17 protein-coding genes are annotated in these 22,071 nt (G+C 66.1%); 7 read left to right on the forward strand and 10 right to left on the reverse strand.

The features are described from left to right. Positions 1–70: 70 nt before the first annotated feature. Positions 71–517, forward strand: coding sequence for a MarR family winged helix-turn-helix transcriptional regulator (locus AC07NV_RS03450; protein ID WP_495164938.1), 447 nt, complete (start codon positions 71–73; stop codon positions 515–517). Between the two features lie 9 nt (positions 518–526). On the opposite strand, the gene AC07NV_RS03455 is transcribed toward AC07NV_RS03450, so the two are convergent. Both AC07NV_RS03455 and AC07NV_RS03460 read right to left on the reverse strand, forming a co-directional pair. Continuing rightward, positions 527–1,252: a 2OG-Fe(II) oxygenase gene (locus tag AC07NV_RS03455; protein WP_495164939.1), complete on the reverse strand. Its 726-nt coding sequence runs from the start codon at positions 1,250–1,252 to the stop codon at positions 527–529. 53 nt (positions 1,253–1,305) lie between these two features. After that, positions 1,306–2,388 carry an endonuclease/exonuclease/phosphatase family protein gene (locus AC07NV_RS03460; RefSeq protein WP_495164940.1) on the reverse strand — a complete coding sequence of 361 codons (1,083 nt, stop codon included), beginning with the start codon at positions 2,386–2,388 and terminating at the stop codon, positions 1,306–1,308. A 120-nt stretch (positions 2,389–2,508) separates the two neighbouring features. Here AC07NV_RS03460 and AC07NV_RS03465 point away from each other — a divergent pair, with 120 nt between their 5' ends. The 3 genes from AC07NV_RS03465 to AC07NV_RS03475 all read left to right on the forward strand — a co-directional run bounded on the left by AC07NV_RS03465 (position 2,509) and on the right by AC07NV_RS03475 (position 6,181). After that, positions 2,509–4,188 carry a M20/M25/M40 family metallo-hydrolase gene (locus tag AC07NV_RS03465; RefSeq protein ID WP_495164941.1) on the forward strand — a complete coding sequence of 560 codons (1,680 nt, stop codon included), beginning with the start codon at positions 2,509–2,511 and terminating at the stop codon, positions 4,186–4,188. A gap of 399 nt (positions 4,189–4,587) precedes the next feature. Continuing rightward, the gene (locus AC07NV_RS03470) at positions 4,588–5,163 is read left to right on the forward strand and encodes a phosphoribosyltransferase (protein ID WP_495164942.1); all 576 of its coding nucleotides are present in this window, start codon (positions 4,588–4,590) and stop codon (positions 5,161–5,163) included. After that, positions 5,156–6,181: an adenosine deaminase gene (locus AC07NV_RS03475; protein ID WP_495164943.1), complete on the forward strand. Its 1,026-nt coding sequence runs from the start codon at positions 5,156–5,158 to the stop codon at positions 6,179–6,181. The genes AC07NV_RS03470 and AC07NV_RS03475 overlap by 8 nt, the downstream gene beginning before the upstream one ends. A 6-nt stretch (positions 6,182–6,187) precedes the next feature. On the opposite strand, the gene AC07NV_RS03480 is transcribed toward AC07NV_RS03475, so the two are convergent. From AC07NV_RS03480 to AC07NV_RS03510, 7 genes are all read right to left on the reverse strand, one after another. Next, the gene (locus tag AC07NV_RS03480; protein WP_495164944.1) at positions 6,188–7,228 is read right to left on the reverse strand and encodes a rod shape-determining protein; all 1,041 of its coding nucleotides are present in this window, start codon (positions 7,226–7,228) and stop codon (positions 6,188–6,190) included. A gap of 169 nt (positions 7,229–7,397) precedes the next feature. Then, on the reverse strand, positions 7,398–7,871 hold the full coding sequence (locus tag AC07NV_RS03485) for a hypothetical protein (protein WP_495164945.1): 474 nt from the start codon (positions 7,869–7,871) through the stop codon (positions 7,398–7,400). A gap of 83 nt (positions 7,872–7,954) precedes the next feature. Then, positions 7,955–8,332 carry a reverse transcriptase-like protein gene (locus AC07NV_RS03490; RefSeq protein ID WP_495164946.1) on the reverse strand — a complete coding sequence of 126 codons (378 nt, stop codon included), beginning with the start codon at positions 8,330–8,332 and terminating at the stop codon, positions 7,955–7,957. A 17-nt stretch (positions 8,333–8,349) separates the two neighbouring features. Beyond that, on the reverse strand, positions 8,350–10,446 hold the full coding sequence (locus AC07NV_RS03495) for a TonB-dependent receptor plug domain-containing protein (protein WP_495164947.1): 2,097 nt from the start codon (positions 10,444–10,446) through the stop codon (positions 8,350–8,352). After that, positions 10,446–11,192, reverse strand: a complete 747-nt coding sequence (locus tag AC07NV_RS03500) for a hypothetical protein (RefSeq protein ID WP_495164948.1) — start codon at positions 11,190–11,192, stop codon at positions 10,446–10,448. The genes AC07NV_RS03495 and AC07NV_RS03500 overlap by 1 nt, the downstream gene beginning before the upstream one ends. Positions 11,193–11,304: 112 nt before the next feature. Next, positions 11,305–13,071, reverse strand: a complete 1,767-nt coding sequence (locus AC07NV_RS03505; RefSeq protein ID WP_495164949.1) for a M56 family metallopeptidase — start codon at positions 13,069–13,071, stop codon at positions 11,305–11,307. Next, positions 13,071–13,445 (reverse strand): BlaI/MecI/CopY family transcriptional regulator, encoded by a 375-nt coding sequence (locus tag AC07NV_RS03510; RefSeq protein ID WP_495164950.1) that lies wholly within the window; start codon positions 13,443–13,445, stop codon positions 13,071–13,073. Before AC07NV_RS03510 ends, AC07NV_RS03505 begins: the two co-directional genes overlap by 1 nt. Before the next feature lie 490 nt (positions 13,446–13,935). On the opposite strand from AC07NV_RS03510, the gene AC07NV_RS03515 reads away from it, so the two are divergent. Next, positions 13,936–15,519 carry an ABC-F family ATP-binding cassette domain-containing protein gene (locus AC07NV_RS03515; RefSeq protein ID WP_495164951.1) on the forward strand — a complete coding sequence of 528 codons (1,584 nt, stop codon included), beginning with the start codon at positions 13,936–13,938 and terminating at the stop codon, positions 15,517–15,519. 415 nt (positions 15,520–15,934) lie between these two features. On the opposite strand, the gene AC07NV_RS03520 is transcribed toward AC07NV_RS03515, so the two are convergent. Next, entirely contained in the window at positions 15,935–16,585 is a 651-nt protein-coding gene (locus AC07NV_RS03520) for a glutathione S-transferase family protein (protein WP_495164952.1), read from the reverse strand. A gap of 170 nt (positions 16,586–16,755) precedes the next feature. On the opposite strand from AC07NV_RS03520, the gene AC07NV_RS03525 reads away from it, so the two are divergent. Together AC07NV_RS03525 and AC07NV_RS03530 are read left to right on the forward strand one after the other, a co-directional pair. Beyond that, entirely contained in the window at positions 16,756–18,369 is a 1,614-nt protein-coding gene (locus AC07NV_RS03525) for a CHASE domain-containing protein (RefSeq protein ID WP_495164953.1), read from the forward strand. Then, the gene (locus tag AC07NV_RS03530) at positions 18,353–22,066 is read left to right on the forward strand and encodes a hydantoinase B/oxoprolinase family protein (protein ID WP_495164954.1); all 3,714 of its coding nucleotides are present in this window, start codon (positions 18,353–18,355) and stop codon (positions 22,064–22,066) included. Before AC07NV_RS03525 ends, AC07NV_RS03530 begins: the two co-directional genes overlap by 17 nt. The last annotated feature ends 5 nt before the right edge of the window (positions 22,067–22,071 follow it).

Below are 22,071 nucleotides of genomic sequence, written 5' to 3' on the forward strand. Positions count from 1 at the left end.
GGTTGACACCTACGGATTCCGATTTCATCGTACGCGCTTGAATTACCGGACATTCACCAAGGACCCCTCCATGACGAAATCGCCCGCCCCCGAACGGCCCAAACTCGGCGAATTCCTCTGCTTCGCGGTCTATTCGGCGAACCTCGCCTTCGGCCGCGCCTATCGGCCGATCCTCGAAAAGCTCGGCCTCACCTACACCCAATATGTCGCGCTCGTCGCTCTGTGGGAAAAGGACGACCAGACCGTCGGCGAGCTGGGCGAAAAGATGTTCCTCGAATCGAACACGCTGACCCCGATCCTCAAAAAGCTCGAACAGACCGGCTTCATCGAGCGCCGCCGCGACCCCGCCGACGAGCGGCAGGTGCGGATCCGCCTGACCCCGAAGGGCAGCGAGCTGCGCAGCCACGAGATCGGCAATGAATTGTTCGACGCCACCGGCCTCGGCGACAGCTTCTTCGACGTCCAGAAATCGGTCGCCAGGCTGCGCGACAATCTGATGGCCTCGCTGGACGACTGATCGCGGCGCTTATGCCGCGTCGTGAAAAATCACCCCCAGCGTGTGCCGCCGCCCCGACCGGATTTCGCTCACCCCATGGCGCATCGCCACCCGGTAATCGCCCCGCGATCCGCGCACCGGCCGCACATTCACCGCAAAAACAACCGCGTCGCCCTTTGCCAGCGGTACGACCGCAACGCGCGACTGCATCCGCGGCCGCTGCTCGGTCAGCACGAATTCGCCCCCAGCGAAATCGTCCCCCGGCGCCGACAGCAGCACCGCTGCCTGCAACGGAAAGACATGCGCGCCATACAGGTCCTGATGCAGGCAATTATAATCGCCCGCGCCATATTGCAGCAGCAACGGCGTCGGCCGCCGCTGGCCCGCTTCATGGCACCGCGCCAGAAATTCCGCATGCTCGGCGGGGAAACGTGCCACCATCGCCATCCGCTCGTGCCAGCGGTTCGCGATCGGCGCGAGATGCGGATACAATTCGCCGCGCAGCGCCGCGACCAGCGGCGGCAACGGATAGGCGAAATAGCGATATTCCCCGCGTCCAAAGCCGTGCCGCGCCATATGGACGTGACTGCGAAACAACTCGTCCTGCGGATATAACGCTGCGACCCGATCACATTCGGCATCGGCTATCAGCCCCGGCAGCACCGCCCATCCTTCCCGGTCGAGCGACGCGGAGATCGCCTCCCGGTCCAGCGCGGCGAGGCGAATCTCGATGGCGTCTTCGTTAATCTCGGTCATGCCGCGTCATTGCAGCCAGCGGCCGCGGCCGCGCCCCGTTTCTTGCGATCAAATCACCCGGAGCAGCCCGGTTTCGCCGCCATCGCGGTCGGCCAGCGCAATTCATAGGTCACAAGAAACCCGTCATGGTCCGACAGGCGCGGGCCGTTCGCGCCGCCGTCGAACAGCGATTCGACGCGAACCGGCCGCACGGTCAGCTGTTCGCCATCGGCAAAGAATTGCAGGTCCTGCGTATCCATCCACGGAGCATCGCCGTCCCACGACATCCTGACCTCGCACCCCGCATCGGGGTCGATGCACACCTCGTGCACCAATGTCAGCGGATGATATTCGGAAAATTCGGCCCAGCGATCCTCCGAATGCCGCATGTTGAAATCGCCGCCAAAGATCAGCGGCGCCGTCAGATCCTGCGTCCGCGCGATAAACTCCGACGCGGCGATCGCTTGCCGCGCATGCGCTTCACCATCGCGAGCCGCCGACACCCCCGACGCGCCGCGCGAATTCATATGGGTGTTATAGATATCGACGGGGGCCGGCACGCCGGGCATCGCGATCCGCGCCAGCATGACGCCCTTGTTCGACAGGCAATCGAGCCCCGCACACGCGCGCCGGCCATAAGCGTCGAGCGCGGTGTCGACGATCGGATAACGCGACGCGATCGCCAACCCGCCGCCGACCAGCTTGATCCCCAGCTCGCCCTTCAACGGCTTGGCCTTGCCGGCCATTTTCTCGTGATCGGCGGCATAGGGCTTCGTCGTGCGCTGCGGCCCCGGCACGATGGCCGGGTACTCGCTCGCCGCGACCGCGCGTTTCGCGGCGGTGCTGAACATTTCCTGGAACAGGATGACATCGGGCCCGGTGCCCGCTTCGCGCATCGCCGCCAACCGCTCGCCAATCGCCTTGAGCTCGGTTGCGCGCCCTTTCCGCGCCGGCCAGGCGAGTCCTTCGAGATTATAGGTCAGCACCGACAAGGTCGTGGTCGCCGACCGGCCGTCTTCGGCCAGCACCACCGGCGCCGCGGGCGCGGCGGCGCACGCCATCACGCGCAGCGGCGGTTTCGGCCCGCACGCAGCCAGCGCGAGCGCACAAAAGCCCGCTAGCCAGCGGGACGTCGAGGCGGGGGGAATACCAGTCACGGCCCGCCCTTATCGCACTATGCCGCCGTCGTCACGATCACCGATGCCGGCGAACCGGTTCACAAAACCGGCGATCCTGTTAGGGCTTGGTTCCTTGTCAGAAGCGGGAACCGATTCCTCATGTCACTACGCCACGCCGCAGCCCTTTTTGCCATTCTTGCCACCCCCGCCGCGGCCCAATCTTCTCCGGCGCCTGCGCCCGCCCCCTCCTCGGGCATCGACGCCGCGAAGCTGACCCAGACCGTCCGCACGCTCGCCTCCGATCAGTTTCAGGGCCGCGCACCGGGCACGATCGGCGAGGAACGCACGGTCGGTTATCTGATCGGCCGGCTGCAGGCGCTCGGCCTCGAGCCCGCGGGCACCGACGGCGGCTGGACCCAGCCCGTGCCGCTGCTCCACACGCGCCTCGGCAGCCCGACGACGCTTGGCTTCGACCGCAAAGGCACCGCAACCCCGCTGACCTCCGGCACCGACATCTATGTCTCGACGCTCCAGCCCAGGGATCAGGCGGTCGTCCGGAACGCCCCGCTCGTCTTCGTTGGTTACGGCGTCACCGCTCCCGAACGCGGCTGGGACGATTTCAAGGGGCAGGATCTGAAGGGCAAGGTCGCGGTCTTCCTGATCAACGACCCCGATTTCGCCGCAGCCAAGGGCGAGGACAGCTTCGGCAAATTCGGCGGCCGGACGATGACCTATTATGGCCGCTGGACCTACAAGTTCGAAGAAGCCTCGCGCCGCGGCGCCATCGCCGCGCTAATCGTCCACGACACCGACGGCGTCGGCTATGGCTGGAACGTCGTCAAAAGCGGCGGCGGCGAAAATTACGGCCTCGTCGTGCCGCCCGAAAAGGTAACGAGCCTGGCATTGCAGGGCTGGATCTCGGGCGAGACCGCGACGACGCTTTTCGCCAACGCCGGACAGGATCTCGCCAAGCTCCGCGTCGCCGCGCGCCGCAAGGATTTCAAGCCCGTCGACCTCGGCACCGGCTTTAACGCCGCGATCCCGGTGACGCAGGCGGTCGTGCAGAGCCAGAATGTCCTCGCCAAAATCCCCGGGGCGAAACGCCCGGACGAGGTGATCATGTATGGCGCCCATTGGGACGCCTATGGCGAGGGCGCCCCTGACGAGAAGGGCCGGATCTATCGCGCCGGCGCCAATGACGATGCGCTCGGCGTCGCGGGACTGTTCGAAATTGCACGCAATTTCAAAGCCGCACCCGCGCCCGACCGCACGATCGCCTTCGCCTTCTGGACTGCCGAGGAACGCGGGCTGCTCGGGTCCGAAGCCTATGCCGCGAACCCGGTCTTCCCCGTGGAAAAAACGGTGGCAAACCTCGGTCTCGACATCCTGCAGACCGCCGGCAAAGCCAAAGACGTCATCCTCGTCGGCAAGGGACAGGGTACGCTCGAAGACGATCTCGCGCGCGTCGCCGCGGCGCAGGGCCGCACCGTCTCGGTGGAGAGCCTCCCCGAACGCGGCCTCTTCTACCGCGCCGACCATTTCAGCCTCGCCAAGCGCGGCGTCCCCGTCCTGTTGATGATGGGAATCGCAGGCGCATCCGATCTCGTCGAGGGCGGCAAGCCGGCCGGACAGGCGTGGGTCGATGCCTATACCGGCAAATGCTATCATCAGGCCTGCGACGCATGGGGGACCGACTGGAACCTCGATGGTGCGGTTCAGGACATTCAGGTTTTTTACCGGATCGGCGATGAACTCGCGCGCTCCGCGCGCTGGCCTGACTGGAAGCCCGGCAGCGAATTCAAGGCGATCCGCGATGCAAGCGCGGCGACACGGAAATGAGCGATCGGGCAAACTCCAACGGCCACTAGCCTTCGGTCACGGCGGGAACCGGCATGACCGGGTTCGCCGACTGGGTATTTTCCCTGAGTAGCCGATCCTCACATCTCCATCCCCCGAAGCCCCGCAATGGCACGGTTTTTCGGGCCCGTTGACTCGACTTCGGCAATTCATATCCTCGCCTCTCCAAAGCCAGCTAAGCGACCCGAGCCGGTTGAGGGGGATTCCTCTTGTCAACCCATGCAAGAGGATGGAAGGGCCTCGCTGAACTGCGGGGCCCTTCTAGCATGGGTCGCCCATCGGCTGTTTTGCGACAGGCAACGACCCTGTCCCGAAGCCGGCATTCCCCGCCCCCCGTCACTCTGCCTTGCGGGCGCGGCCTCGCGCGATTAATCCCCGTCCATGACCGACGCGAAACTCTTCATCAGCGCGAACGAACTGCTTGCCGACTCGATGCGCCTCGGCATCCAGATCCTCGACAGCGGTTTCAAGCCCACCCATCTCGTCGGCATCTGGCGCGGCGGCGCGCCCGTCGGTATCGCGGTGCAGGAGCTGCTCGACTATCACGGCCAGCATTGCGACCATATCGCGATCCGCACCTCCTCCTACGAAGGCATCGACCGGCAGGACCCGCACGTCAAAGTCTTCGCCCTGGGCTATCTCATCGACACGCTCGATCCCGAAGACCGGCTGCTGATCATCGACGATGTCTTCGACAGCGGCCGCAGCATCCGCGCCTTCCTCGCCGAACTGAAGGCGCGCTGCCGCCACAATATGCCGCGCGACATCCGCATCGCGACCGTCTGGTACAAACCCGGCCGCAACGTCACCGATCTCAAACCCGATTTCTTCGTTCACGAAACCGAACAATGGCTGATCTTCCCGCACGAGGTCGACGGGCTGACGGTCGAGGAAATCCGCCGCTACAAACCCGAGGCCGCGATCATCCTGCGCGAAGAGGGGCAAGCCGATGGCTGATGGCTTTGCATCGTCCGAAGACCGCGCCGCCTTTATCGCCGCGTTGCCGAAGGCCGAACTCCACCTCCATATCGAAGGTTCGCTCGAACCCGAACTCATGTTCGAACTGGCGCAGCGCAACCATGTCGCCATCCCCTTCGCGAGCGTCGACGAGGTTCGCGCCGCCTACGCCTTCTCGAACCTCCAGGATTTTCTCGACATTTATTATCAGGGCATGGGCGTCCTCCACAGCGAGCGGGACTTCTATGACCTGACCGCCGCCTATCTGGCGCGCGCCCACGCCGACGCGGTCCGCCATGTCGAAATCTTCTTCGATCCGCAGGGGCACACCGAACGCGGCGTCGCGTTCAGGACCGTCATCACCGGCATCACCCGCGCGCTGGGCGACGCGCAGACCAGCTACGGCATCAGCTCGAAACTCATCCTCTGCTTCCTCCGCCACCTCAGCGAAGCCGAGGCCGAAAAGACGCTCGACGAAGCCTTGCCTTACCTCGATCGCATCGATGGCGTCGGCCTCGATTCCTCCGAGGTCGGGCACCCTCCCGCCAAGTTCGAGCGCGTCTTCGCGCGTGCCCGCAGCCTCGGTCTGAAAATCGTCGCGCATGCCGGCGAGGAGGGCCCGCCCGCCTATGTTCACGAGGCGCTCGATCTCTTGAAAGTCGACCGCATCGACCATGGCAACCGCAGCCTCGAAGACCCCGCCCTCGTCGCACGGCTCGCGGACGAAGCGATGTGCCTCACCGTCTGCCCGCTCTCGAACCTGAAACTGTGTGTCGTCGACGACATCGCCGGCCATCCGCTGCGCACGATGCTCGACGCCGGGCTCGTCGCGACGGTGAACTCCGATGATCCCAGCTATTTCGGCGGCTATGTGAACGCCAACTATCTCGCGGTCGCCGACGCGCTCGATCTGTCAAAGGCCGAACTGCTCACGCTCGCGCGCAACAGCTTCACCGGATCCTTCCTGAGCGACGCCGACAAGGCGCGCCATATCGCGGCGATCGACGCTTACGCCTGATTCAGATCAGGACGCGATCAGCACGCCATGATAGGCCGGGTCCTCGAACGCGCGCCCGGCTCCCATCGCGACACAGGTCAGCGCATCTTCGGCGACGGCAACCGGCAAGCCCGTCGCGTGCGCGATCGCATCGTCCATACGGCGCAGCAGCGCCCCGCCGCCGGTCAGCGTAATGCCTTCGTCGATGATGTCGGCGGACAGTTCGGGCGGCGTCTGTTCGAGCGCGGCGCGAACCGCGCTGACGATCTGCCCGACGGGCTCGACCAGCGCTTCGGCGATTTCCGCCTCGGTCACGCGCACCTCGGCCGGACGGCCGTTCACCAGATCGCGGCCCTTGACGCCCATGATGATCCCCTCGCCGTCGGGCGGGGTCGCGCATCCGATGGCCAGCTTGACGCGCTCGGCGGTCATTTCGCCGATCATCAGATTATGTTTGCGGCGGATATAGGAGGAAATCATCTCGTCCATCTTGTCGCCGCCGACGCGCACCGAATTGCTGTACGCGATCCCGCTTAGCGACAGAACGGCGACTTCGGTGGTGCCGCCGCCGATGTCGACGACCATCGCACCGCGCGGTTCGGTCACATGCAATCCGGCACCGATCGCCGCCGCCAGCGATTCCTCGATCAGCTGAACCGATACCGCGCCGGCATTGGTGGCAGCATCGCGGATCGCGCGGCGTTCGACCATCGTCGAACCCGACGGGACGCAGATCACGACATTGCTGCGGCGGGCAAAGCGGCTCGCCCCGCCCTGCGCCTTGTCCATGAAATGCTTCAGCATCTGCTCGGCGACATCGATGTCGGCAATCACACCATCGCGTAGGGGGCGGATCGCCTGGATATTGTCGGGGGTCTTGCCCATCATCGGCTTGGCTTCGTTGCCGACGACCTTGACGCGGCGGATACCATCGCGCGTTTCCAGCGCAACGACCGACGGTTCGTTGAGGACGATGCCCTTGTCCCGCAAATAAACGACCGTGTTAACGGTACCCAGGTCGATAGCCATGTCGTGCGCGGTCGACGCAAAGCGATTCAAAAACTTCATATTCGGGGCAAATGCCTTCGGGAATGGGTGGAAGAATCAGCCGTGGCGGGCCCTTCGGGGCCCCCGACGTCTGTCATATATCGCTGCGTCGAAGGCGGCAGCAGGTCAACCGCCGCCACCGCTCTTGCTGTCAGAACGGTGGTTTCTCAGGTCCGGCCGATCCGTTCCATCAATCGCACCCGTCCGGGACAAGGAACTTCAGACCTTGCAATTTGACGACCCGGTCGTCCGTGCAAACCGGCGCCGCGATCAGGCGCATCCACCGCCGCGGGGCTTGCGCGGGCTTGATTTCGACATCGAGGGTGAAACCGCGACGGTGCTTGATCGCATAGGCGCGTAATTTCTCCATCGCCGCCCGCGACCCTTCGCAATAGAGCGCGACCGCCTCTTCGCGCCTGACGGTCGCACCGCGCGGAATGCCGAAAATATCATAGACCTCGTCCGACCAGCTCAACCGGTTGTTGTCGGCAAGATCGCAGTCCCATTTGCCCAGCCGCGAGCCGCGGGCCGGCGCCACGATGTCGACCATGTCCGGTACCGGATCGAGCGTATCGAACCCATGGATCTGCCCCAGTTCGAAAAAGCGGTTGCGCTCATAGAGCGGCCAGCTGTGGTGAACGGGCAAGGGATAGGTCTGCTTCAACGTGCGGGTCTTCCATCGAGTCGACCAAGGATAGGCGCGCGGCGCTTAACAACAACTGATCCCGATGGACAGCCCCTGGCGCGCTACCGGTCCCGCGCCAACGCGATCCCCGCCAGATTCTGCGTCCGCTTGATATGACGCACACTCGGCATCGGGCCATCGCCGACGAGCCCGCGAAAAGTGGAAAGATGGTCCGCGGCCCCACCGCGCGCGGGCACGTCGCCGTTCGCCTGCGCCACCACCGCAGCCGCATCGCCGAGCAGGACAAAATTCGTCAGCCCCAGATCCTGCGCCAGCCGCAACGCCGCGATCAGCGCCAGCCACTCGGCGTCCATGCTGTTGCCCACCCCTGCGTCGTGCACGACCATCGCGGCGCCCCCGGTCACGACGGCGGTTTCCATCTTCCCCGGGTTCGGCCGGCACCCGCCGTCGAAATAGATTTTGATGCGGCGCGCCATCATCCCGCCCTCCTAGCCGGTCAGAAGGTGCCGCGCACCGAAAAGGAAAAGATCGGGCCGATCAGCCGGTCGCGCTCTTCGACAAAGGCGACCGGGCTTTCGCCGCGCACCCCCGTATAAACGGTGCGATCGCGCTTCGATCGGGCATTGGCGATATTGCGGACCTGCGCCCGGACAGTCAGCCCCATCACATTCTTGTGCTCGACAAAAACCGACGCCCACACCGGGCCCTCCCAGACCTTGTCGGTCTGGTTGCGGCGATAATTGGGCTGATAGTGCGAATATTCGACATCGCCGCCCCACGCCCAGTCGGTGCCCGCGACATCGTGACGCAGGCCAAGGCTGACATAAGTGTCGTTGAGGCCGCTATATTCCCGCTTTTCGCCGGTGAAGGGATCGCGCAGCGATGTCTTCTGGAACAGCACCCGTGTGTCGACCCTGACGCCTTTCAACCCGGCTGGATCGAAGTTGATCGTCGAGGTCCAGTCGATCGCGTTGACTTTGGCTTTCGCGATATTGCCCACCGCTTCGCCGCTCTCGCCGATCGGGATCACATCGACCCGGTCTTCCACCTCGCGATGGATCAGCATCAGCTTGGTCGAACCCCATGCGCCGAACTTCCGGTTCGCCTCCAGCTCATAGCTCCAGTCCTGCTGCGGACGCAGGTCGTTGTTGCTCTCATTCTGGTTGCCGTCGTTCAGGAATGCCCGCGCCAGAAAGTCATAGAAGGACAATTGCAACACGCGCCGCCGTATCTTCACCGATACGTCGAAATCGGCCGACGGCGTCCACGCGAGCGAGAACGATCCCTTGGGCCGGAAGAAACTGCGCGTCAGGCCATTCACGCCAGTCTGGGTGATCGTCGAATGCTCGGCCCCCGCGACGATCTGGAAATTCAGCTTGTCGGTCAGCTTGCGTCCGAAACTCAGCAAGCCTTCGTAGCGATCCTCGCTCACCCCGCCCGTTCCGCCTGCAAATGGCTGATCGACGAAGACCCCCGACGGATCGAGCACCGCGATCGACGCAACATTGTCGAGCGTGTTGAACGCCGCCTCGCCCGACAATTGCCAGTCACCGCCGAACATCTTCCACTGATATTCGCCGCGCCCGATCGTTTCCCCCAGATCGCCCGTCTGCGCAAAGCGGTCGCCGGTCGCGATGCCGCCTTCGGGGGTCGTGATGATTTCCTGGGCGTAAGGTTCGTGGCTGAACCGTCGAAGCCCGATCAACTTCAGCTTCCCGGGACCGACGCCGAACTGGAAATCGCCGCTGACTTCGTAATTCCAGCTATCCTCATTTTCATACACGGTGCGGATGCGATCGGGCAGTCCGGGCCCGGTGCGCGCACCATCCTCGTAATAACGGTCATATTTGCGCTGATAATGGCCGCCGAAATTGGCAACCATGTCGCCAGCAGGGTCCCAGGTGACCCGCCCCGACAGCTTCGGCGTATCATAATGGGTGTTCCAGACATCGCGGCGGCGCTCGACGATATGGCCCGCGCCGTCGGATATGAGCGTCGGCCCGCCCGCGCCGCTACGCCGCGCATCATCGTTGCTCAGCGCCGCTTCATATTCGAGGCTCCCCGATCGCCCCCGCACCGACACGTCGCCGCGCGTGAACAGCGGATCGGTGTAATGCGCACGAAATTCGGGCTTCCACGAAAACTGCCCCGAAAACGCATCGGCGCGGTAAATGATATTGGCGACCTGTCCCGACAGGCCGGGGATATCGAGCGTCGCACCGTCGATGATCTCGATCCGCTCGACGTTGCCCGCCGGAATACGCGACAGCTGGGTGTACATGTCGTCACCCTTGTTCGACGGCCGCTCGCCGTTGAACAGCACATTGCCCGTCGCCTGCCCCAGCCCGCGCAGATTTTCATTGTCGCGGATCTGGAAACTGGGAACTTGGTTGAGCATGTCATAGGCATTGTTGGGCGCGTAGCGGGTGAAATCGGCGGGAGCATAAACCTGTCGTGCCGCGCTGCTGATCGCGCCCGCGGGCGCTTCGACCGGCGCCGGCGGTGGCGTATCGTCTGCTGGTGGAGCGACTTGCGCCGCGATCGGCACGGCCGAGAGCGCGGCGGCAACCGCCACCAGACTGACAAGACGCATCACTTCGCATTGCCCCCGGCAGCGCGGTTCATCGCCCGCGCATAGTCGCCCGTCACGCCCGTCGCTTTCATACCCACGACATCCTCGGCGCTCAGCTTCCGGTAACCGGCCGCGGCGAGCGCCCGAACATAAGCGCCGTCGACGCCCAGCGCCTTGCACGCGATCGCGTCCTCGATATCGGTCAGCACCAGTGCCTCGGACTTGAGGTCGCGGATATAGTCGGGTCGCACCTCCAGCGCGGCGGCCGCGATCAGATCCTCGCCATCTTTAGGCCGCACGCCTTCGCGCGTCAGGCCGTCGGCAAGGTCGATCGTTGCATCGACCATCAACATGGCGAGCAGCGTGGAACGCCGGTCGGGCGATAGCCCGCGTTCGCCAAGCGCGCGCTCGAAACCGGGGTCGGAGGTGAAACGGCACTCGCCCTTGCCCTCGAACGCCCGCGTCAAATTGCCCGTGCACGACAGCGTCCCCGCCTCGTGCGTCACGGTGAAGCTGACCGGCCCTGCCGCGCCCCGGCCCAGCGCCGCCTGCGCTTCGGCAAAATAGGCGCGCGACCCGTCGAGCGTCTGATCGCTGTTCGACTGTTTGTGCTGGATGCGCACGCGCGGCGCGCCCTTCTTTCCGCCTGCCGGCTCGGCAACCCAGCGTATATCGCTCAGGACGAACGGGTCGGCGGCGGCGGACGGCATAGAACAGGCGAGGATCGACAGCAGCGCGGCGCCGCCGGCAAATAACACGGCATTCATTTGAGGCACTCCTCCTCCGTGCGGCGGGCGAGCGTCATCGCTCGCCGCCGCAGCGGCGTTTCAAAACAGGGATTCGGTTAAGCGTCGGTGGGCCCGGACGAGCGTCCGGACGTCAGCCTTTCGGTCGCGCCGGCGGTGCGGGCGGTTCCGGCGTCGCGGGGATTTCGATCCGTGCGGTCCGGCCGTCGGCACGGCGCGTCTCGATCACGCCGCGCTCCATGTCGACGACGGCAACGTCGCCGCGGCTCACGGCCCTCGCGGCCGGGCGCGGCGTCGCCGCGGGCCGAGGCCTTGCCGGAGACCGGAACCCGCGCGTCGCCCGCAGCTCGATCGCATCGTCGGCGTCGCGCATCTTGACCCCCGCCTTCTGCATATCGGTGACAAAATCGCAGTCGATCCCCATCGCCTTCAGCGCGATCAGATCGTCGAGGCCGACATCGGGGAAATGCGATTTCATGTCGCGGGCAAAGGTCGCGTTGACGCCGACCTGCTTGGCTCCGACCAGTTCATCGAGGTCGGCGTTCGGGATGATACGCCGCATCGCGCCGATATAGGCCGGATCGATCCCGCTCGCCTTCGCGGCGATGATATCGTCGGCGTCCATCGCGGCGCCGCCATGCTCGCGCATTTTTTCGACATATTCGGGAGTCACCCCGACGGCGCGCATGCCCACCAGTTGCTCGGCGCTCAATGTCTTCGACGTCGCGGTGGCGGTCGCGGTGGCGGTGGCCGCCGCGTCCTCGACGGCGGCGCTCTGCGCGGCCACTGCCGACTGCGACGTGACGGCCGTGGATTTCCGGGTGACAGTCGGGGCAGCGGAGGCGGCGACGGTGTGGACATCCGTCGCCGCCAACGGCCTGGCCGTCGCCGAGAAGGCGGCGAGCGGCGCGGTGATGCCGGCAAGCACCACAAGGCTCATCAAAATCCAGCTGGCGCTCGCGGGGCCGCGGCGCAGGCTGCCGTCGAGGACGCGGGTAATGCGGCGCTTCAGACTGTCCTTGCCCGGCGCAACGCCATGCGCGGCAAGCAGCGCGCCCTGATTGTCGTGCCGCGCCGCACCGACCAGCAGGGTCGCATAATCGGGTCCGTCGATATCGGCCATCAGCACCGCATCGTCGGCGGCTTCCTCACGCAGCTGGTGGCTTTCGCGCGCCAGCATCCAAACCAGCGGATTGAACCAGAAGACCGCGCAGGCGACGCGGGCACCCAGCAGCTTTGCCCAGTCGAGCCGCGCGACATGCGCCAGTTCGTGCGCGATAATTGCCTCGGCCTCGCCCGCCGCCGCAACCGCCTTCGGGCTCAGCACGATCGTCGGACGCAGCACGCCCCAGCTGATCGGCGAGCGCAGCTCGTTGCTGACCAGCAGCGCGGTACCATGTTTGAAGCCCATCCGCCGCTGCGCTTCGGCGAGCGCCGACAGCCACGACCGCTCGACCAGTATTTCGGCGCGCCCGCGCATCGCAAACAGCCGCACGACCGCAACCGCCATCACTCCACACAGCAATGCGAGCGGGACAAGATAGAGAAAGGGGGCAAGGTCGCTCCACGACGACAGGATGACCGGCGCCGATCCGGCACTCTCCGCCGCGACCGGGACCGAAGCCGTGGCCGAAGCGGGATCGATCGCCGCCCCGCCTGTTTTCGCGATCTGAACCGCGGGCGCGGGCGCGGCGACGGACCATGCCGCCGGAAGCGGGGCCCATTGCGGCAGCAGCAGCATCGCGGCCGGCAGCGCGAGAAGCGCCATCAGCCCGGCGTGCGCGATCATCGACCGCTCGCCGGACGAGCGCGAGCGCGCAAGGCGAAGCAGCCCCAGCGTCAGCGCCGCGACGACGACGGATTTCCAGGCGAGGCCCAGCAACATGGCGGTCGTCAACATCACCCTCTCCCTTCGCGCGCTTTGGCGATCATCTGTTCGAGTTCGTCGAGTTCGGAATTGCTCATCTCGTCCTGCATGCCGAGCAGCGCCGCGGCGGCGCTCGTCGCCGATCCGTTGAAGAACACGCGCACGACTTGGCTCAGCGCCGACTTGCGCGCGGTCTTGTCCGACACGCTCGGCGCATAGACAAAGCCATGGTCGGATTGTTCGCGCACGACGAAGCCCTTGGCCTCGAGCCGCTTGAGCATCGCGCGGATCGCCGATCCCGACAATTCGTCGGACAGCGCCTCGCCGATCTCGGTCACGGTGGACGCACCGCGCTCGTAAAGGACATCGACGATTTCGCGTTCCCGCGGGGGCAAACTGGACAACATGCGACTCACCTCATGCGCTACATTTGTAGCGTGCTACATTTGTAGCGCATGCTTGGCAAGGGGTTTTATCCGGCTAACACACGGGGGCCGGACAGCGGCGACTTTGGGGTGGAAAGCAGGCGTTACCTCACCCACTCATGTTCCCCGGCGAAGGCCGGGGCCCAGAGCGTTAGAAAGCAGATGTCCGCTGGTTGCGCCCTGGACCCCGGCCTTCGCCGGGGAACTGCAACCCTTGGTCCAAATTCAGACCTTCGTCGTCCCGGACTTGATCCGGGATCCACGGCAGCGCTGACGTCATGGACCCGGGATCAAATCCGGGGTGACGAGGAAAGGAAGGGCAACTATCGGTCGAAACCCGACACTAAAAACCAGATTTGCACCAAACCGGCAACCATCCTACATTAACGTCTCAATCAACCGGAGACCCTCGTCATGGACAACAACCTGCCCGCAACGCAGCCCCGCCTTGCCGTCAGGAAAGTTCATATCCATGCCTTCGATTACGATCTCCCGTCTCAGCTGGTCCGCGCCTGACGGCCGCGCCGTCCTCTCGGATCTCGATCTCCAGTTTCAGCCCGAACGCACCGGCATCGTCGGACGCAATGGTGTCGGCAAATCGACGCTGCTGCGCCTGCTGACCGGCGAGCTCTCGCCCGCCGCAGGCAGCATCGCGATCGACGGCAGCATCGCGATGCTGCGCCAGACGGTGCAGGTCGGAGCAGACGAGACGGTCGCCGACCTGCTCGACGCGCGCGCGGGCCTCGCGCTACTGCGCAAGGCCGAGGCGGGCGACGCCACAGTCGACGAGATTGCCGACGCCGACTGGACGCTCGAAGCGCGGATCGATGAAGCGCTGGCCGCGGTCGGCCTGTCGTTCCCGCCCGAAACCCCGCTGACGGCCCTCTCGGGCGGCCAGCGCACCCGCGCCGCGCTCGCCGGTGCGATGTTCGCCGCGCCCGACTTCCTGTTGCTCGACGAGCCCACGAACAATCTCGACCGCGAAGGCCGCGACGCGGTGCACAGACTGCTGCGCAGCTGGCGCGGCGGCGCGATCGTCGTCAGCCACGACCGCGAATTGCTCGAAGACATGGACGCGATCGTCGAGCTCACCGCGCTCGGTGCCGCACGCTATGGCGGCGGCTGGAGCGCGTATCGCGCGCGCAAGGAGATCGAACAGGCGGCGGTCGAAGCCGAGCTGGCAGGCGCCGAAAAGCGCATCGATGCGGCAAAGCGGCAGGCGCAGACCGCGACCGAAAAGCAGGATCGCCGCGACTCGCGCGGACGCGCAAAGGCGGCGCGCGGCGACATGCCCCGGATCGTCGTCGGTGGGCTCAAACGCCGCGCCGAGGAAACGCGCGCCGCCGGAAGCCGTCTCGCCGAGCGCCAGCGCGGTGTGGCCGAAGAGCAGTTATCCGCCGCGCGCGCGAAGATCGAAATCGTCGATCCGCTATCGGCCGGGCTGCCGTCGACGGGCCTTCCCGCTTCGCGCACCGTACTCGCCATCGACGACGTAACGGCGGGCTATGCCGAAGACCGGCCGATCATCGAAAATCTGTCACTCACCATCACCGGCCCCGAACGCGTTGCCATCACCGGTCCCAACGGCTCGGGCAAGTCGACGCTCCTCGCCCTTATCGCCGGCACCCTCGCGCCCTGGTCGGGCGCCGTCCGTGTGAGCGTCCCCTTCGCCCTTTTCGACCAGCGCGTCAGCCTGCTCGACCCGGCGCTTTCGATCGCCGGCAATTTCGTCCACCTCAATCCGGGGACGACGAACAACCAGTGCCGCGCCGCGCTCGCGCGTTTCCGCTTCCGCGCCGACGCCGCCGACCGCCTTGCCGGCAGCTTGAGCGGCGGCCAGATGCTCCGCGCCGGCCTCGCCTGCGTCCTCGGCGCGCCAGAACCGCCCCGGCTTCTGATCCTCGACGAACCCGGCAACCACCTCGACATCGAATCGCTGACCGCCGTCGAAACCGGTCTCGCCGCCTATGACGGCGCGCTGCTCGTGGTCAGCCACGACACCGCGTTTCTGGAGGCGATCGGGATCACGCGAGCGATCGAACTGGGCCCGAAATAGCACCGGCGGGGAGGGTCTGCTTTGGGGTGGAAAGCGGACGTTTGCTCCCACTCCTGTTCCCCGGCGAAGGCCTGGGCCCAGAGCGTTAGAAAGCAGACGTCTGCTGGTTGCGCCCTGGACCCCGGCCTTCGCCGGGGAACTGCAACTCTTGGTCCCATTCAGACCATCGTCATCCCGGGCTTGATCCGGGATCCATAGCTGCGCTGACGTCATGGACCCCGGATCAAGTCCGGGGTGACGATGGTCGATAGGTAGCGGCTGGACGCTTTCGGAAACGTCCCACGTCCGTTCGTGTCGAGCGAAGTCGAGACACCCTTCGTCCTTGTGCCGTGCCGATGGGCATCTCGACTTCGCTCGATGCGAACGGGCAAAGAGGTCGCCTTTCGGTCGAAACCCGCCCCTCCAGCCCGCTACCTCAGGCGGCTAACACCTTCGCCATCAGCCGCTCTTCCTTGGCGATCCACGGCGCCATGCTCGGGCGCGACAGGATCGCATCGCTCCATGCCGCGATCTTCGGATGGACCGCCGCATCGATGCACGCGCCGCAGTGACGCAGGTTCATCAACGGCGACGCGACCGCAAGGTCGGCAAGCGTCAGCCGGTCGCCGACGAGAAAGCCCGACGCCGGGATCGCGCTTTCCAGATAGGCGAGCAGCTTGGGCAACTCCTCGCCTTCGGCCTGCGCCGCCGCGGCAAGATCGCCTTCGCGGCCCAGAAATTTCGGCGCGACGATGCGGTTGAAAAACATCTTGCCGCTGCACGCCGCGAACACCGTATCGCCGAATTCGTCCCACCAGATGACGCGGCCGCGCGCCTGCGGATCGGCCGGGATCAGCGCGGGTTCGGGATATTTTGCTTCCAGATAATGGATGATCGCACTCGAATCGGCGAGCAGGAAGCCGTCGTCGTCCATCGCCGGCATCTTGCCCAGCGGCGACGCCGCGCGAAATCCCGGGTCGGGGTCGCCGATTCCGACGCCCTTCAGCTCGAAATCAATCCCTTTCTCGCCCAGGAAACCCAATAATTTCCGAACGAACGGCGACACCAGCGAACCATAGATAATCATCCTGCATTCTCCCTTTTATGCGGTCCAGCATAAGCGAAAGGTTGCGTATCGCAACCCGCCCGACGCCGCCGGGCCAGCGCGAAATAAACTTGCCAACGACGGTCCGCCATGGAACATCCGGCGACAGAGGGGCGGCGCTGCCACGGCAGCCATCAGGCGGGATAATCACAATGCGCCCTTCGTCGTGGGCAGATCGGCTGTTGGCGCTGCTCGTCCGGTTCGTCGGGCTGGTCATCCTGCTCGCGACGATCGCCGCCGCCGCCGCCAGCTTCTTCTACAACCAGTCCGGGGAGGAAGATCAGGCCGCACAGGTTGCAAATCAGATCAACATGCGGCTGCGCGACCATGTCGCAGTGCTCGAAGGCGTGCGCGCGCTGTATCAGTCCGACAGCGCGGCAAGCGGACCCGGTATCCGGGCCTATTTGAACGCACTCCAGCCGCAAGTCCGCGCGCCGGGAATGGAAGGCGTCGGCATCGCCGCCGCGATGCGCGCCGCGACGCCCGCCGCGCTCGAGGCCAGGCTGCGCGAAAATTACGGCGAAGACATCAAGATCTGGCCCGCCACCGATCAGCCGATCGGCTTCAGTGTCGTCCTTGTCGAACCCTATACACCCCGCCGCCACGCCGCACTGGGGTTCGACATGTACAGCGAGCCGGTGCGGCGCGCGGCGATGCGCCGCGCCTGGCAAACCGGCCGCCCGGCGGCGAGCGGCATCGTCCATCTCGCACAGGAAAGAGCGGCCAAGGTCAAACAACCGGGCTTTCTGATCTATCTTCCTGTCTATGCCCGCGGGCCGGCGGGATCCGGCACCGTCGTGACCGCCGATGGCGTGCGCCCGGTCGAGGCCTTCGTCTATGCGCCGTTCCGCACCAACGACATGATGAAGGCCGTGCTCGGGTCGCAACTCGAAGGGATCGACGGCATCGAAGTCTATGCTGGCGAAGGCCCGGCGGCGCCGCTCGTCTTCCGCAAGGGCAGGATCGGATGGGACGCACATGAAGAGAAATTGCGCGTTGCCGACCGGATCTGGACGATGCGTATATCCTATGGCCGCTTCTTCGAACGGCTCGGACGGCCTTTCGCGATTCTGCTGTTCGGTATCGCGCTGGCACTGCTCGCGACGCAGCTCCACCGCGTTCAACGACGGCGCCTCACCGCATTTCAGGCGCTGGCGGCCCAAAGGGCGCGCCATGCCGAGGACCGCGAACTGATGATCGGCGAGATGGCGCACCGGATGAAGAATGCGTTCGCCCGCATCGGTGCGCTCGCACGCATCACGCTGCGCGAGTCGGAAAGCCTTGAGGAATTCGAGACCAAGTTCGACGGCCGCATGCGCGCGCTGTCGGACGCCAAGCAAATGCTCGTCACCGGCGCCGTCGACACGGTCGAGCTCGGCAAGATCGTCCACCGCGAACTCGAACTCGCGGGCCGGTCGCCGGCACAGCTTGCCGCGGTCACCGGCCCCGACGTCCGCCTCGACGACGAGGGCGCGCAGGCGCTCTCGCTTGCAGTCCACGAGTTTGTCACCAACAGCATCAAATATGGCGCGCTCTCGGGCACCGGCGAGCTCGCGGTCAGCTGGCGCCGCGTCGATGGCGAGATCGAGCTGAGCTGGACCGAAAGCGACCTCCCCGAAACCCCGCATATCGACACCGAAAGCTTCGGCACCCAGTTCATCCGCACCCTGATCGAACGACAGCTGAAGGGCAGCTGGCAGCGCGGCGCGGTTGACAACTGCCTTAGCATCGTCATTCGCTGGCCGGACAATGGCACCTCCGACTAACGACCGCTGGCAAATCTGGATCGACCGCGGCGGCACCTTCACCGATGTCGTCGCGCGTTCGCCCGATGGCACCGTCGTCACGACCAAATATCTCAGCGAGGATCCCGCTCGCCCCGGCGATGCCGCGGTCAATGCGATCCGCGACCTGACCGGCGCGGGCGCGGGCGCACTTCCCCCGCTCGCGATCCGCATGGGCAGCACGGTCGCGACCAACGCACTTCTCGAACGCAAGGGCGAGCCGACCTTGCTCGCGATCACCCGAGGCTTCGGCGACGCGCTCACGATCGGCTATCAGGATCGCCCCGACCTCTTCGCGCGCCGTCTCGACCGCATTCCGCCACCGCACGCCGACGTCGCCGAGATCGTCGAGCGTGTCGGTCCAGGCGGCGATGTTCTGACCCCGCTCGACGAAGACGCGGCCCGCGCGTCGCTTCGGGCCGCACATGACCGCGGTCTCACCAGCATCGCGATCGTGCTGATGCACGGCTATCGCTACCCCGCGCACGAAGAACGCCTCGCCGCCATCGCGCGCGAAACCGGCTTCACCCAGATATCGACCAGCCACGACGTCAGCGCCCTCGTCAAGCTGATCGGCCGCGGCGACACGACGCTCGCCGACGCCTATCTCTCGCCCGTCCTCCACCATTATGTCCGCCAGTTCGTCGCCCAGCTGGGCGAAGGCATCGACCCGCAGTTCATGAAAAGCTCGGGCGGCCTTGCGTCGGCATCCGCCTTCCACGGCCGCGACGCGATCCTTTCGGGCCCCGCGGGCGGGATCGTCGGCATGGTCGGCAGCGCTGCACCGCTCGGCAAGGACCGGCTCATCGGCTTCGACATGGGCGGCACCTCGACCGACGTCAGCCATTATGCCGGACGCCTCGAGCGCGACAATGAAACCATCGTCGCGGGCACGCGCATCCGCGCCCCGATGCTGCGCATCCACACCGTGGCGGCAGGCGGCGGCTCGATCTGCCGCTGGGACGGCGCGCGCCTGCTCGTCGGCCCCGAAAGCGCGGGCGCCAACCCTGGCCCCGCCGCCTATGGCCGCGGCGGTCCGCTTACCGTCACCGATTGCAACGTCCTGCTTGGCAAGATCCAGCCCGGTCATTTCCCGAAACTCTTCGGTCCGAACGGCGACCAGCCGCTCGACCGCGATGTCGTCGAACAGAAGTTTGCGGCGCTGGCGGCGGCGGTCGGCAACATCACCCCCGAAGCGCTTGCCGAAGGCCTGCTGTCGATCGCGGTCCAGCAGATGGCGAACGCGATCAAGCGCATCACCATCGCGCGCGGCCACGACGTGACACAGGGTTACAGTCTCGTCGGCTTCGGCGGCGCGGCGGGACAGCATGTCTGTCTTGTCGCCGACGCACTCGGCGTCGACGAGATATTGCTCCATCCGCTCGCGGGTGTTCTCTCCGCCTATGGCATGGGCCTCGCGCGCCCGTCGGCGATCCGCGAACGCACGCTGAGCCTCCGACTGGACGAAGATTGCGCCGCGGCACTCGCCGCCGTCGAAACCGAACTGTCGCAGCAGGCGCGCGCCGACCTTGCGCCCGACGCTGAAATTGGCCGCGAGACGCTGCTCTTCGTCCGCCTCGCCGACAGCGACAATGCGATCGAACTCCCGCTCGCGCCGCCTGCCGAGGTCGCGGCGGCCTTCGCCGCCGCCTTCCGCCAGCGCTTCGGCTATGCCCCGCACGCCAACCTCGTCGTCGACCGCATCCGGGTCGAATTGACCGAGGCCGGCGATGTCTCGGCCACCCTGCCCCCGCCCGCCCCGTCGGCCGGGACCGAACCCGAAATCGTCGGCGCATGGCTCGCAGGCGCTTCGCACGGCGCCCCACTCCACCAGCGCAGCGCCCTCGCCCCCGGCCGCACCATCGCGGGACCGGCGATCGTCATCGACGCGCTTTCGACAACGGTGATCGAGCCGGGCTGGAACGCGACGGTCGAGCGGGAAGGGACGTTGCGCCTGTTCAAAAGCCCCTCCTCTTCAGAGGAGGGGTTGGGGGTGGTGGCGCGCGACAGCGCGCAAGACGGCTCATACCACCCCGCTGCGACTAGGCTCGGCTCCGCCGAACCAAGTCTCGCTACCCCTCCTCTGAAGAGGAGGGGCGAAGAGGATGCGCCCGACCCGATCCGCCTCGAAATCTTCAACAGCCTCTTCATGGCGATCGCCGAGGAGATGGGCGGCGCGCTCCAGCACAGCGCCTCGTCGATCAACATCCGCGAGCGGCTCGACTTCTCCTGCGCACTCTTCGACGGCGCCGGCAGCCTCGTCGCCAATGCGCCGCATATGCCGGTCCACCTCGGCTCGATGGGCGAAAGCGTGCGCACGATCCTGCGCCAGCGCGGCCCCGGCCCCGATGGCCGCCCGCGCGACGGCCGCGGCCTGCGCCGCGGCGACGCTTACGCCCTCAATGCCCCCTACGACGGCGGCACCCACCTCCCCGATATCACCGTCATCATGCCGGTGTTTGTCGAGGACACCGACGCCCCGGCCTTCTTCGTCGCCGCGCGCGGCCATCACGCCGACCTCGGCGGCATCGCGCCGGGATCGATGCCGCCCGACAGCCGCAGCATCGACGACGAGGGCATCCTCTTCGACAATATGCTGATTGTCGACGATGGCGACTTCCTCGACGCCGCGGTTGCGTCGCATCTCGTCGACAGCGTCTGGCCCGCGCGCAACCCCGCACTCAATATCGCCGATCTGAAAGCGCAGGTCGCCGCCTGCCAGCGCGGTGCCAGCGCGCTCGCCGACCTCTCCGCCGCGCACGGCACCGCGACCGTCGCCGCCTATATGGCGCACGGCCAGCGACAGGCCGAAGCCGCCGTCCGCCAACTCATCGCACGCCTCGACGACGGCGCTTTCCGCTATGCGATGGACAATGGCGCCGAGGTCGTAGTCGCGGTGTCGATCGACCGCGAAGCGCGCCACGTCACCATCGACTTCACCGGCTCGTCGGCGACGCTTCCCGACAATTTCAACGCGCCAACCCCCGTCGTGCGCGCCGCGGTCCTCTATGTCCTGCGCACGATGCTCGACGATCCGATCCCGATGAACGAGGGCTGCCTCGCCCCCGTCACGCTGATCGTCCCCCAAAATTCGATGCTGTCCCCGGGCTATCCCGCCGCGGTCGTCGCCGGCAATGTCGAGACGAGCCAGGTCATCACCGATGCGCTCTTCGCCGCCTTCGGCGCGATGGCCCCCGCGCAGGGGACGATGAACAATTTCACCTTCGGCAACGACGCCTACCAATATTATGAGACGATCGCCGGCGGTTCGGGCGCCGGTCCGGGCTTTAACGGCACCAGCGTCATCCAGACGCATATGACCAACAGCCGCATGACCGACCCCGAAGTGATGGAGATGCGTTTCCCCGTCATCGTCGAGCAATTCGCGATCCGTCCCGGCTCGGGCGGCGCGGGCCAGTGGCACGGCGGCGACGGCGCCACCCGCCGCATCCGCTTCCGCGCACCGATGAGCGCGAACATCCTCGCGAACCGGCGCAAGATCGCCCCGCGCGGCCTTGCCGGGGGCAGCGATGCCGCGCCGGGCCGCAACCATGTCGAACGCGCCGATGGCAGCACAGAAATGCTCGGCGCAACCGGCAGCGCCGATCTGCTCGCCGGCGATGTCTTCGTGATCGAAACCCCGGGCGGCGGCGGTTACGGAAAAGCAGGAGAGCGATAGCTTGG

The sequence above is a fragment of the Sphingopyxis sp. GW821-FHT10B01 genome (assembly GCF_059415685.1).